Here is a 12,531-nt window from a genome sequence, read left to right on the forward strand (position 1 = left end):
GTGTCTGAATCGTTGATGTGGCATGGGGCGGGGTGATCTGACGGATGCGGAGTGGGAACGACTGCGGCCGTTCCTGCCGGTCAGCAATGGACGTTGTGGCAGGTGGCGGGATCATCGACAGGTGATCGACGGGATCCTGCACCGCGTGCGCACCGGGGTGCAGTGGCGTGATCTGCCCGAACGGTTCGGACCGTGGAAGACCGTCTATGAACGCCACCGGCTATGGTCGGCCGACGGCACCTGGGAACGCCTGCTGCAGCAGGTCCAAGCCGCGGCCGACGCCGCGGGCGACATCGACTGGGACCTGGCGGTCGACTCGACCATCGTGCGCGCTCATCAGCACGCGGCCGGTGCTCGCACAGATCCGCCGCCGGCAGCCGCGTCAAAGGGGGCCGAAACAGCAGAACACCAGGACGAGCCTCCGTGGCAGAGCCTGCTCGCCCGGCTGGTGGAGGTGGTGCAGGAGGTGAGGGACTGGGCCGCTCGCGCGGCGGACTCACGAGCAAGCTCCACCTGAGCGCCGACGGCCGCTGCCGCCCGCTGTCCCTGATTGTCACCGGTGGACAGCGGGCGGACTGCACCCAGTTCCAGCCGGTGCTGGAGAAGATCCGCGTTCCACGGCCGGGGCCGGGCAGACCGCGCACAAAGCCCGACAGCCTCGCCGCTGACAAGGCCTACAGCAACGGGCCCTGCCGCGACTACCTGCGACGACGGGGCATCCGGCACATCATCCCGGAGAAGTCCGACAGTCAGGCCGCCCGCCTGCGTAAAGGCTCACGCGGCGGACGGCCACCCGGCTTCGACGAGGAACGGTACAAGAAGCGCAACACGGTCGAGCGGGCGATCAACAGGTTGAAGCAGTCCCGGGCCGTGGCCACTCGCTACGACAAACGCGGCTACGTCTTCCTCGGCACAGCCACCACAGCCGCGCTGGTCATTTGGCTTCGCACATGATCGCCCGGACAAGTCCTAGCCGCCTGGCAGCAAGCCTCCGACGTGCCCTTGCGAGAGGGGCAACGCCCGCGCATACCCGCGACTCTCCCCTAGGGGGAGGTGGCACAGTGACGGGCATGGACGCCACCCTGCCGATCGGGGACTTCGCCCGGGCCACACATCTGAGCGTAAAAACGCTGCGCTACTACCACCGGGTGGGCCTGCTGGAGCCGGACGAGGTGGACCGGCACACCGGGTATCGGCACTACACCACCGCGCAGATTCCGACCGCGCAGATCATCCGCCGCTTCCGCGCCCTGGACATGCCCATCGAGCAGGTGGCCAAGGTGCTGGCCGCCCCCGACCTCGAGACGCGCAACGCGCTGATCGCTGCGCACCTGAACCAGATGGAACAGGAGCTGGCCCGCACCCAGAACGCCGTCGCCTCGCTGCGCGACCTGCTCACACCCCCGCCGGGCGCCGCCCGAGCCGAGATCGGGCGCCGCCGTGTTCTAGCCACGCCCGCGGCTGCGATCACCGAGACGGTAGACGTTGCCGAGGCGCTGACCTGGTACCAGGGCGCGCTCGGTGAGATCTACGCGACGCTGGACGCCCAGGGACTGGCCGCCGACGGACCGGCTGGCGGGATCTTCAGTAACGACCTGTTCACCCACGAGCAGGGATCGGCGACGATCTTCGTGCCGTGCGCCGGACCGGTACGCCCGATGGGCCGGGTCGCCGCACTGGTGGTCCCGCCGGTCGAGTTGGCCACGATCGTCCACCGCGGCCCGCACACGAACATCGACCTGGCCTACGGAGCGCTGGGCGTTTACGTTGCCGAACACGCCCTGGCCGTGGGCGGCCCGGTCCGCGAGTACTACCCCGTCGGACGCCACGAGAGCACGGACACGGCCGAGTGGCGTACCGAGATCTGCTGGCCGATCTTCCACACCGGACCGGCCCCCGACGACTCCGGGGCGCCCAGGGATGGCGACGGCGGTCGGTAGAGGACCTGCACCTGCACTGACTGCATGGCGCCCCGTGGTGTCAGGGAACAGGCCAACGGCGCACGGAGTCGCCTTGGCCCCACAGCACGCGCCGGTGCTGCCAAAACTCATCGACCCCTTCCGGGCATCTGGCCGCCAACCGCTGCCAGAACTCATCGACAAGTGCTGTCACTACTCACAGACGAAGCCAGGGCGGCCTGGCCGGCCTCTTCACCATCGACGAGTGGGGTGGGCTAGGGAGCGGTTCGGCTTGCCTTGAGGGTCTCGATGCCCGCCCGGTCCGTGTCCTCCGGCGCCGCGTTGAGGCGGTGGATCAGCACCCAGGGGCCGTTGTCCATCGCTCCGGCGAAGAGTGATGCGTGGCGTGTCGCTCCGTTGTGCCAGCGCAAGGGGCCGGACGTCTGCCAGCTCGGAGCGGGATCCCCCAGTCGGCGCTCCACCAGGATCCGTACCACCAGGTCGGCTGCCGCACGGGGAGTGGCCCACAAGCCGCCCGCCGGCAGGATCGCGCCGTTCATCGTCCAGGACTTGCGGGGCCGGCCGAGGAGCCCGGGGATCGGCAGACTTCGGCCGGGTTCGGGGTTCGCGGTTACTTCGGTGATGTCGAGCGGCCGCAGGACGTACTCGGTTACCAGCTCCTCGTACGTCGTCCCGGAGGCTGCGGTCAGGGCCGCGCCGAGCACGGCGTAGCCAAGGTTGGAGTATTCCCCTTGCTGGCCGGGGGGTCGCGTGGCGAGGGTGTCGAGCCGGGGCAGCAGGCAGTCCAGCGCGGGGCGGTCGAACGCAGCGTACGGGTCCCGGCGGGAGAGGCGACCTGGTGGCAGGCGGGGGAGGCCGGAGGTGTGCCGGGCCAGGTGCAGGAGCGTGATCCCGGTCGTGGGGGCCGCGGGAAGCCATCGTTCGACGGGGTCGTCGAGCGCCAGCACCTCGGACGCGGCCATGCGGGTCAGCGCTGTGCCGGTGACGACCTTGGTGAGCGAGGCGATCTGGACGAAGCGGTCGACGGCGTGACCGTCGCTGAGGGCCGGCGGAGCGGCGTCGCTGAACACGCAGGTCGGTATGAGGCGCATGCCGGGCCTCATGTGCCGTGCGGCGGCACCGCGCATGCGGGCGTGCCGCCGGGTAGACGATGGCGGTTGCGGGACACCCAGCGGTAGACCACGCGGGCGCAGGCGCGGACGCCGGGGAGATGGATCACGGCCGCGAGCTTGCGGTACGTACGCGACGGCGAGGTGCCCACGTAGCGGGACAGCGCGTCCGACCCGCCCGCGAGGACCGTACCGCCGCGCAGTAGCAGGACCTCACGGTCCAGGCGCTCGAGGTGCAGCGCCGTCGACTCGGCGGGCAGGAACTGCCACGGCACCGCTTCCAGTGTCGGTGCGGTGAGGGCCCGGATACGGTCGACGGACGTCTGACAGAAGCCGCAGTCCCCGTCGTAGGCGAGGACGGCTGGTGACTGTGGTGTCGAGGCCGGTGGCTTGACGCCGTGGTGGGTCACGGGTTCTCCGTCCAGTGCTGCAACAAGGACTCTCGTTCGACCAGACGCGGGGCACGCGATCTGGGGGAATTCATCAGCCAGTCCGTGAGCATAGCCGGGGACGCCTTTCCCTGGACAAAGTGCTCCAAGAGGCGCTGCGACAACTCCACTTTGCTGGGGCCACTTCACCGAGGCGGTGCTGCCCGGCACTATGCCGTGGGTCTCGTTGATCTGAACGGTGGCCGCGATGATCGCCCTGAAGACCCCGCCCGGCAGCTTGACCCTTTGCAGGGGGCGAGGAGAGGGGCGTCCCCAGGCGGAGGACGAGGTTGTTGTTCGGCCGGAGCGGCCGGCCCGCGACCCGCACGGCCCTCGACGTCAACGGTGCGTCTGCTCAGGGCTGACCGTTTCATCGACTGCGTGCTCCGAGCCGGGCCAGTGCGGCGGCGCTCGGGCTGCCTGGTTCAGCCTGGTACATCACCAGCTGCAGATCGGTTCCCGGCAGCAGCAGGGTCTGGCAGATCACCTCCAGGTCGCCCAGCTGGGGGTGGCGCACCACCTTGCGCAGTGTGGGTACCGGTCGTACGTCGTGATCGCGCCAGCCAGCCGCGAATTCAGTGCTGTGAGCGGCGAGTTCGTTGATCAGCTCGCCGAGCATGCGGTCGGCCGGGTACCGGACGCTGGCTGCCCGCAGCTGCGCGGCGAACTGCCGCGCGAACTCGCCTTCCGCGCCCTGCGCCGCCCGGCAGAACGTGCCGCCAAGGCGGATGGCCAGCCGTACCGTATTGCGCTCCGCTGCGTGCATCTGCTCAAAGCCGGGGATCAGCGCGGCCACCTCGGCATTCCAGGCCACGATGTCCTGCCGCTCGTCGACCAGGTAGGCGGGGGTCGGTGCAAGCCGGTCAAGGAGCTGGCGGCCCTCGTCGGGAACCGGTCGTCGATCGGTGTCCGTGCCGGGCGGCACCTGCCCGGCCAGCCGCGCCAGGTGCTCGCGCTCCGCTGTGCTGAGCTGCAGCGCCGTACCGAGCGTGGTGAGTACCTCCGGGGACGGGCGCGGGGCGCGGGCCTGCTCGAGCCGTTCGTAGTAGCTGACCGACACCCCGGCCAGTGCGGCCACCTCTTCGCGGCGTAATCCGGGTGTGCGGCGGGCCCGTCGGCCCGGCGGGTGCGTGCCCGGCGACCGTTCCGGATGCAACGCCTCCCGCCGACGGCGCAGGAAGTCGGCCAATTCCCGTCTGCTCACCCGTTCATGGTGGCACCCGTTGCCGCGCTTAGCCACGGACTGCCAGTCCGGGGCTCAGCCGTCGGTTCCCGGGCCGCGCGCCCGCGCCCAGTCTGGACGGGTCGCATCCCGTCGAACACCGAAGGACACCATGCCGAGCACACGCGAAGAAGCGACGAGCACCCCCGAAGCAACAATCCGGCGGATGCTGGACCTGATGACGGCCGGCGATACCGACGCCGCAGCCGACTTGTGGGCGGACGACGGCGTCGCCGAGTTCCCGTTCGCCGCGGGAACCTCACCGCGCCGACTGACCGGGCGGAACGGGATCCGCGCCTACCTGGCCCGCCTCCCTGAGCTGATGGACATACGGGAGATCCCCTCGATGACCGTGTACAGGACGCAGCGGCCGGACACGCTCGTCGTGGAGTTCACGGGAACCGGATCCACAGTACGTACGGGAGAGCCGTATCGGCTGGACTACATCGTGGTACTCACCGTCCAGGACGGTCTGATCACCTGCTACCAGGACTACTGGAGCCCGCTGGCCACTGCGGCGGCGGCCGGCACGCTGCCCGAACTGCTCGACGCGCTGCGCCCGGAGGATGCCCGATGACGGGCGTGCTGGTGACCGGCGGCACCGGGAAGACCGGGAGTGTCCTGGCGGAACTGCTGCGCGGCCAGGGCGTGCCGGTCCGGGTAGCCAGCCGGACCCCTGCTCCCAGTGACCCTGGCGCGATCCGATTCGACTGGAGTGACCCGAGGACCCATCCCGCCGCACTGCGCGGAATGGACCGGGTGTTCCTGGTGCCACCGGTACAGAGTGTGGATCCGCTGCCGCTGGTGGGACCGTTCCTGACCGAGGCGCAGCGCCTCGGCGTGCGCAGGGTGGTGTTTCTCGGCTCTGCCATCGTGCTGCCGAACGCCCCCAGCGCGCTGGACTTGGCCGCGCGGGTGCGGGCGCACCCCGGGTGGGCCGTGCTGCGCGCGTCCGGGTTCATGCAGAACTTCCTGCGCCCACACCCGCTGGGCGAGCGGATCCGTCGGCACGGCGAGATCCGTACCGCCGCCGGGGAGGGACGAGTGGGCTGGATCGACGCGCGGGACATCGCGGCCGCCGCCTCCGCTCTGCTGACCGACACGGCCGTCGAGCCCGACGACCGCCGCGACTACCTGCTCACCGGACCGAAGGCGCTGAGCTACGCGGACGCGGCGGCGACCATCACCACCGGCTCTGGCCGACCGGTGCGCGTGGTGCACATCGACACCGACGAACAGGCTGCCAACTACCGCGCGTCAGGCATCCCCTCCGAGTTCGCGCATACCCTCGCGGCCGTGGAAGACAGCGTCCGGGCCGGTCAGGAAGACCAGGTCAGCACCGACGTACTGGGCCTGACCGGCCGCCCACCGCGCACTTTCACCGAATTCGTCCACCAGCATGCGCAGGAGTGGGCGGTGATGCCGTAAGTCCTCGCGGTCGGCTGTAGCGGCGACGGGCGACTCACCGCCCTGTCCCTTGGGTCCACCACCACCACTCTTTGGAACACGCGAGCTCGCCCTCGTCCGGGCGTCAGGCGGCAGGGGCTTTCGAGCGGCGGCGCCGAGGAGATCTACGGCGGCACAGCTGCGGATCGCCGTTATCTCTGGCCCGATGCCGAGCGGTGGCGTCCGGGTGCCTCAGTGGCCCCGCCGTTGTCGGTGGCGGGAGATACCGTCAATCAGTCAGGCGCCTAGCATCGTGCCGGGCGCCGACCGGAGGCGGATCCGTCGCAGTACTGCTGGAGGGTGCATGGCCCTGGACAAACGCCGAGTGCAGACCGCGGTGATCGGCCACGCCGATTCCGAGTTCCCTGTGGTCCTTCCGATGGAAGCGATAGAGCTCGACGACTTCCGGGGCCGTCATGCCGGCCAGATCTACTGGTGCGGCGTATGGCTGGTGGCTGCGGACACCAGCTCGTCACCAAGCTGTACACCGATCGCGCATGCCACTTCGCGCACGTGCCGGATCCCGAGCACACCTCCACCTGTGCCCGGAAGGCGGCCGGGGTCTCCAGTGCGGACCACCTGTACATCAAGCAGGGTCTGCTGACCTGGCTGGCGGAGCAGGACGTCGACGCCACGGCCACCATCCCGCGCGATGAGGACGGTTCGATCGGAGGGGAAGTGCTCTTCGCCCCTGCCGGGCGCGCCAGCCTGCGGGTCCTGCTCTCCGAGCCGGCCGACTCACCAGCAGGAGAGGACTCTGCCCATCTGGTACTTGGCCCCGAGATTCAAGGTGAACTGGCCCGGCTCGGACACCCGATCGCCGCCTCGACCGTCTGGCAGATCCTCCACACCGCAGGAATCGACCCTGCACCACGCCGCACCGGCCCAACCTGGCGCGAGTTCCTCTCAGCGCAGGCCACCAGTCTGCTCGCCTGCGACTTCCTCCACATCGACACCATCAGCCTGCAACGCCTGTACGCCCTGATCTTCCTCGAGCACCACACCCGGCGCCTGCACATCGGCGGCGTCACCGCACACCCGACCGCGGCCTGGACCACCCAGCAAGCCCGCAACCTCGGCACCGACCTCGGCATACGCATGGACTCACTGCGCTTCCTCATCCGAGACCACGACAGCAAGTACACCGACGCCTTCGACGCCGTATTCCAAGCCGAGGACATCGAGATCATCAAGACACCGGTCCGCGCACCGAAAGCCAACGCCCACTGCGAACGAGTGATCGGCACCCTCCGCCGAGAAGCCCTCGACCACATACTCATCCTCGACGAAGCTCACGCCCGCCAAGTCCTGGCCACATACCAGAGGCACTACAACGCGCACCGCCCCCACCGAGCCCGACACCAACTACCTCCCCAGGCCCACCAACAACCACCTCCGGACCTGAAACCAACCAGCCGACGAGTCCTGCGCACCCGCATCCTCGGCAGCGTGATCAACGAGTACAGATATGCCGCTTGACCAGGAAGCGACGATTATTCGAGCCCCACAAGTGCGGACTCAGCCACCCCCGGCCCACGGTCCGGGACCAGCCGCACCGCCCGACCTGCCACCTGGATGACCGGCGAACCGGCCTCCGTGCGCTCGTCGGCGATCTGCTCGCTCATCCGCTGCCACACCCGCTCGGCCACGGCCAACTCATCGCGCTCAGCTCGTACCTCCGACAGCTGCTTGACCAGCTGTTCTTCGAGCCCGTCCAGCTCCGCACACCGCGCGGCGATCCGCTCCAGCACCTCGGGATCCATCATGGGCCGGAGCGTAGGAGCGGGACCCGCGACGACGGACGGGAATCCGCAAACCCACTCCTGCCAGACAATCTACACCCCAGACTGCCGCCCACGACCAGCACGAGCACCCCGAACCGGCGTCACACCAGCACCCTGACCAGCTACTTCAAGATGGCGCAGCTTCAGTGGCTCTTCGTGGATCAGCCTGGGTGGCATGATGCCTCAACAGACGGCCCGCTCAAGTGCCCGGTGAAGGTGACCCGTGTGGCGGGACAACCGAGCGCGACCTGTCATCGACACCGGCGGGCGTTGAGCCGGGCGGCCTGGAGCGTCAGGTGGTCGCGCTCGGCGAGGTCGGGTGCCTTGGGGGCCGCCTCGGCGTACAGCCGTGCCGCCGTCGCCAGGTCGCCGTCGCGCTCGTGCACGTACACCGCCACGGCGGTGTGGCGGGGGCAGTGAGTCGTTCAGCGTCGCGAGCGCCGCCAGCCCGGCGCGCGGTCCGTCGGCCTCGCCGACGGCCACTGCGCGGTTAGAGCCCGGTCAGCAGGTGGACCGGTCCCATGCGAAGATCCGTGCACTCGATGATGGAAAAGCCTTGCTGTCGACAGTCGCTGACAACCGATCGCGGCAACGAAGCGGCTCGCGAAACGGTCGCTACCTGGCGCCGGCCGGGCCCGCGGGTTTGGAGAGCAGGACGTCGTACTCCCTGGGCAGTTGGGCGGTCGCGTTGCGGAACTCCTGGTCGCCGACCGCTTCCCTCAGGGTGGCCAGGACCGCGCGGATCCCGGCCTCCGCGAGTTCGCGGGGCACGTCCGCGCGGTCGGCCACACGCCGGACGAACGAGTCGGCCCCGTAGCCCTTCGCGATCTCCTCGTCCGTGCGCAGCCAGCTCTTCAGCGGTTCCGGCAGCGGCTCCGCGAGGTCCTGGGCCTCTCCGCCGCTGATCCGGTCGGCGAGCACCTCAAAGGTGGCGCGTGTGAGGGTCTCCGCAACGTCGAGGGAGACGCCCGCCCGCTCGGCTGCCTTCGCCAGGAATGCGTCGTACTCCATGCGACCCTGCCCCAGTCGTCGTCAGGCCGTCCGTCGGCGTGATCACCAACAGATCCAGTCAAACCCACACCTGTCGCCTCGGCCACTGGGCAGGGCCGGCATCGATCCCGCCGTGTCGCGGAGTGGCCATGAGTTCCTGCAGGTCAGCGTATACGCCCCAGTGAGGGATGACCTGCCGGTTGCTGCCGCATGCCCGGCGGGGTCCACTGGGGGTAGAGGGCCTCATCCGGAAAGGGGCTGTTCCATGGAACGGCAAACAAAGGACCCCAGAACGCGGGTGACTGCCCGCGGCCGAGCACTCCCGGCGGTGATGTCGTGACCGCCCGGGTCGAGTGCGTGGTGACGACCGGCGTCGTGGCCGGGCCGGAACCCGACACCACGCCGATGGAGAACAACGTGTGGATCGTCGGTGACGACGAGCAGGCGCTGGTGGTCGACGCCGCACACGAGCCGGACGTCATCGCCACGGCGCTCGGCGACCGCCGCGTGGTGGCGATCGCGTGCACCCACGCACACAGCGGACACGTCGACGCAGCGGTGGCTCTGTCCGACCGCACCGGGGCTCCGATCATGCTGCACCCGGACGACCTGGAGCTGTGGCGCCGCAGCTTTCCCAGCCGTGTCCCCGACGAGGAACTCGTCGACGGCCAGGTGATCGATGTCGCCGGAACTGTTCTGACGGTGCGTCACACTCCGGGACACACGCCGGGATCCGTAAGTCTGTACGATCCGGCGCTCCGCAGCGTCTTCACCGGGGACATGCTGCTCTCGCGCGGCCCTGGAGCCATCGGGCCGGAGGACTCCGACTTCCAGGCGATGACCCACTCGATCCGCGAGCGCCTCGTCACCCTGCCCCCCGAGACGGTGGTGTGCCCGGGGCATGGCGACGTCACCACGGTCGGCGAGGTGGGCGAGCAGGTGGAGGACTGGCTCCGCCGCATCACGTGAGAGCGAGAGGCCCAGGAAGCCGAAGACGGCCAGGGTGCCACTGAGCCATTCCAATCCGAGGACGTTGCTTGGCAGTTGGGCTGACAACGTGGTGAAGCCCCTGGTAGATGGTTTTTCGGCCCAGTGAGCCGTCTCCGGTCAGCAGGTGGTGAACCGGTCCTATGCGAAGATCCGTGCACTCGTCGAGCAGCCCATGGCCGCCCTCAAGTCCTGGCAACTCCTCCGCAAGCTCCGGTGCTCGACCACCCGGATCACCTGCCTGTCCAGGCCTGAAGGGTGTCAATATTCCGATCCGGCTGCTGAGCTGGGCGTTTCGCGTGGATGGTGAGGCAGCCGGGGTGACGTGGTGTGGTACTCGTTGAGCAGTCCGCCAAGTACCTGGCGGCGCCTGACCATGGCAGCCGGAAGAGGAATGACGTTCGGGTCGTCGTCAGGGGCACGTAGGCCGAGGCTACGGTGAGCCCGCCCCGCGTCGTAATGCTCGGCGTACTGGTTGAGGACAGTACGCAGGTGCCGTTCGCCGGTGATCAGGAGGCGGTCGGTGCACTCGGTACGGACTGTGCGTATCCATCGTTCGGCGAATGCGTTGGACCGTGGGCTTTGCGGCGGTGCCGGGATGACGGCTGTGCCGTTGCCGGCGAAGACGGCGTCGCACGCGGTGGCGAACTTGCTGTCCCGGTCACGGATGAGGAACCGGAAGCACCCAGCCCTGCCGCCGAGATCCATGAGCAGATTGCGGGCGAGTTGGGTGACCCATGCGCCGGTCGGATGGGCGGTGACGCCCAGGACATGGACACGCCGGGTGGCGATCTCCATGACGAAGAAGACATAGAGACGCTTGAGGAAGACGGTCTCCACGTGCATGAAATCGCAGGCGAGCAGCGTGTGGGCCTGCGAGCGCAGGAAGGAACGCCAGGTCTGCTGCGAGGCGCGCTGCGGCGCGGGCGGTAGACCGGAGCGGCGCAGGACGCGCCGGATCGTGGCGGCGGCGACCCGATGACCGAGCCGCCGCAGCTCACCTTCAATCCTGACGTACCCCCAGGTCGGGTTCTCTCTCGCCAAGCGCTGGATGAGCACGACCGTCTCTTCCGGCAACGGTGGCCGACCGGGTCCGACCGCCGTCTGGCGCCACTTCCAGCGCACCAAACGCCGGTGCCAGGTCAGCAGCGTGCCCGGGGTGACCAGCCGATAGCGGCACAAGGCGGATGGCAGGTGCCTCGCGAGAGCGGAGAGCACGGCACGATCAGCCCACGAAAACCGCGGCCGCTCGACCTGCCGACGAAGCACAGCGACCTCATGACGAAGCACGAGGATCTCGGCATTGTTCGCGGCGGTCGACCGGCCCAGCAAGAGCAAGCAGCCCAGTAGTCGACAGAAGATCAGGTAGAGCAGTCGCAGACCCACAATCACTGATCGTGCCCACACGCAGACGACCGCAAAGCCCCAGGTCAACCACCGTACGGCAATAAAGACACCCTTCAAGGTTCGAGAGCCAGAACTGCACCGGCTCGGGCTCGGTGGCGGGCCATTCGGCCAGCAGCCACCGCTGGGGCAGTTCCGGATCACCGCCGGGCCGGCGGATGCCGCGTCCGGCGGGACGAATACGCAGGGCGACGAACCGCGAGTACATGCGTTTGACACCGCTTTGGCCCTTGCCCGGCCGTGATCCTTCCCGCCAGGACACCGGCCGCGCGGCCGCCCGGCCAGCCGCGATGACGAGGTCTTTCATGGTCCGCGGCGGGTCAGGGTACTGCACTTTGGGCGGCCGGCCGGTGCCCGCGTAGGCGGGCTGGACGGGCCGGGCGTCGGCGGGCTGGGCAGTGTGGCGGCCGGAGACGCCGACCGCGTAGAACAGGCCGCGCTCTTCCAAGCCGCTGCGGAAGCCGGCGGCGTCGCCGTAGCCGGCGTCCGCGACGACCAGGGGAATGTCGATGTCCCACGACCGTGTCTCGTCGATCATGTCCAGGGCCAGCTGCCACTTTTCCACATGCCCCACCTGGGCGGGGATGCCGCAGCGGTCGCGGCGGGCGACCTTGTCCGCATCGGCCTTTGGTGATGCCGGGTCCCAGCCGGTCGGCACGAACAGCCGCCAGCCGATCGCGGCCGAGGCACGATCGGTGGCCAGATGCAGCGACACGCCCACCTGGCAGTTGGTGACCTTGCCCGCAGTGCGCGCACGGCATCACCAGCCTGTTCGCCGCCTTCAATATCGCCGACGGCAGCGTCATATCCGAACTGCACCGCCGCCATCGGGCCATCGAGTTCAAGAAGTTCCTTGTCACGATCGACAAGGCCGTGCCCGCCGGCCTCGACGTCCATCTGGTCTGCGACAATTACGCCACCCACAACACCGCCGAGATCAAGACGTGGCTCGGAAACCACCGCTTCCACGTCCACTTCACCCCCACCGGCTCCTCGTGGATGAACCAGGTCGAGCGGTGGTTCGGCCTGCTGACGGACAAGCTCATCCGCCGCGGCGTGCACACCTCCGTGAAGGCACTGGAGCAAGACATCAGGGCCTGGATCGAGGGATGGAACGAGAACCCCAGGCCCTTCACCTGGACCAAGACCGCCGACGAGATCCTCAACTCCCTCGCCGACTACCTCACCAAGGTCACTCCGCCAGCCACTGAGAACCAGCGAGAGACTTAAGCCCACTATTTC

Annotated in this window: 12 protein-coding genes and 4 pseudogenes; 8 read left to right on the forward strand and 8 right to left on the reverse strand. The window is 68.9% G+C overall.

Annotated features, from left to right (window positions below; genetic code table 11):
• Positions 1 to 22 precede the first annotated feature (22 nt).
• A protein-coding gene (locus tag STRVI_RS48875) for an IS5 family transposase (RefSeq protein WP_435532578.1) occupies positions 23 to 954 on the forward strand; the annotation gives its coding sequence in 2 pieces (ribosomal slippage) (positions 23 to 400 and positions 403 to 954; 930 coding nt in all).
• A 116-nt stretch (positions 955 to 1,070) separates the two neighbouring features.
• Positions 1,071 to 1,940: a MerR family transcriptional regulator gene (locus STRVI_RS29800; protein ID WP_043236737.1), complete on the forward strand. Its 870-nt coding sequence runs from the start codon at positions 1,071 to 1,073 to the stop codon at positions 1,938 to 1,940.
• Between the two features lie 233 nt (positions 1,941 to 2,173).
• On the opposite strand, the gene STRVI_RS29805 is transcribed toward STRVI_RS29800, so the two are convergent.
• The 3 genes from STRVI_RS29805 to STRVI_RS29815 all read right to left on the reverse strand — a co-directional run bounded on the left by STRVI_RS29805 (position 2,174) and on the right by STRVI_RS29815 (position 4,696).
• Positions 2,174 to 3,010, reverse strand: a complete 837-nt coding sequence (locus STRVI_RS29805; protein WP_014059323.1) for a serine hydrolase domain-containing protein — start codon at positions 3,008 to 3,010, stop codon at positions 2,174 to 2,176.
• Between the two features lie 8 nt (positions 3,011 to 3,018).
• Entirely contained in the window at positions 3,019 to 3,438 is a 420-nt protein-coding gene (locus tag STRVI_RS29810; RefSeq protein WP_014059324.1) for a thiol-disulfide oxidoreductase DCC family protein, read from the reverse strand.
• A 388-nt stretch (positions 3,439 to 3,826) separates the two neighbouring features.
• A complete protein-coding gene (locus tag STRVI_RS29815) occupies positions 3,827 to 4,696 on the reverse strand; it encodes a helix-turn-helix transcriptional regulator (RefSeq protein WP_014059325.1) in 870 nt (289 codons plus the stop codon).
• Between the two features lie 94 nt (positions 4,697 to 4,790).
• On the opposite strand from STRVI_RS29815, the gene STRVI_RS29820 reads away from it, so the two are divergent.
• The 3 genes from STRVI_RS29820 (at position 4,791) to STRVI_RS29830 (ending at position 7,603) form a co-directional block, all read left to right on the forward strand.
• Entirely contained in the window at positions 4,791 to 5,255 is a 465-nt protein-coding gene (locus STRVI_RS29820; RefSeq protein WP_014059326.1) for a nuclear transport factor 2 family protein, read from the forward strand.
• Positions 5,252 to 6,106, forward strand: coding sequence for an NAD(P)H-binding protein (locus STRVI_RS29825; RefSeq protein WP_014059327.1), 855 nt, complete (start codon positions 5,252 to 5,254; stop codon positions 6,104 to 6,106). The genes STRVI_RS29820 and STRVI_RS29825 overlap by 4 nt, the downstream gene beginning before the upstream one ends.
• A gap of 462 nt (positions 6,107 to 6,568) precedes the next feature.
• Positions 6,569 to 7,603 carry a competence protein CoiA family protein gene (locus STRVI_RS29830; RefSeq protein WP_014059328.1) on the forward strand — a complete coding sequence of 345 codons (1,035 nt, stop codon included), beginning with the start codon at positions 6,569 to 6,571 and terminating at the stop codon, positions 7,601 to 7,603.
• A 14-nt stretch (positions 7,604 to 7,617) separates the two neighbouring features.
• Here STRVI_RS29830 and STRVI_RS29835 read toward each other — a convergent pair whose 3' ends face one another.
• The 3 genes and pseudogenes from STRVI_RS29835 to STRVI_RS29840 all read right to left on the reverse strand — a co-directional run bounded on the left by STRVI_RS29835 (position 7,618) and on the right by STRVI_RS29840 (position 8,919).
• Positions 7,618 to 7,890 carry a hypothetical protein gene (locus STRVI_RS29835; RefSeq protein WP_014059329.1) on the reverse strand — a complete coding sequence of 91 codons (273 nt, stop codon included), beginning with the start codon at positions 7,888 to 7,890 and terminating at the stop codon, positions 7,618 to 7,620.
• Positions 7,891 to 8,159: 269 nt separating this feature from the next.
• Positions 8,160 to 8,400: pseudogene (locus STRVI_RS48880) on the reverse strand (RNA polymerase subunit sigma-24); the annotation flags it as partial.
• 123 nt (positions 8,401 to 8,523) lie between these two features.
• Entirely contained in the window at positions 8,524 to 8,919 is a 396-nt protein-coding gene (locus STRVI_RS29840; RefSeq protein WP_014059330.1) for a DUF2267 domain-containing protein, read from the reverse strand.
• 315 nt (positions 8,920 to 9,234) lie between these two features.
• Between STRVI_RS29840 and STRVI_RS29845 the strand changes: the two genes are divergently transcribed.
• Together STRVI_RS29845 and STRVI_RS48885 are read left to right on the forward strand one after the other, a co-directional pair.
• A complete protein-coding gene (locus STRVI_RS29845; RefSeq protein WP_014059331.1) occupies positions 9,235 to 9,867 on the forward strand; it encodes an MBL fold metallo-hydrolase in 633 nt (210 codons plus the stop codon).
• 133 nt (positions 9,868 to 10,000) lie between these two features.
• Positions 10,001 to 10,195 (forward strand): annotated as a pseudogene (locus tag STRVI_RS48885) (hypothetical protein); the annotation flags it as partial.
• Here STRVI_RS48885 and STRVI_RS29850 read toward each other — a convergent pair.
• Positions 10,147 to 11,271 (reverse strand): integrase core domain-containing protein, encoded by a 1,125-nt coding sequence (locus STRVI_RS29850; RefSeq protein ID WP_043236741.1) that lies wholly within the window; start codon positions 11,269 to 11,271, stop codon positions 10,147 to 10,149. The pseudogene STRVI_RS48885 and the gene STRVI_RS29850 sit on opposite strands and share 49 nt — an antisense overlap.
• Before the next feature lie 40 nt (positions 11,272 to 11,311).
• A pseudogene (locus STRVI_RS29855) lies at positions 11,312 to 12,037 on the reverse strand (IS701 family transposase); the annotation flags it as partial.
• Between the two features lie 8 nt (positions 12,038 to 12,045).
• On the opposite strand from STRVI_RS29855, the pseudogene STRVI_RS29860 reads away from it, so the two are divergent.
• Positions 12,046 to 12,519, forward strand: a pseudogene (locus tag STRVI_RS29860) (transposase); the annotation flags it as partial.
• Positions 12,520 to 12,531: the final 12 nt, after the last annotated feature.

This window comes from Streptomyces violaceusniger Tu 4113, assembly GCF_000147815.2.
Lineage (GTDB): Bacteria > Actinomycetota > Actinomycetes > Streptomycetales > Streptomycetaceae > Streptomyces > Streptomyces violaceusniger_A.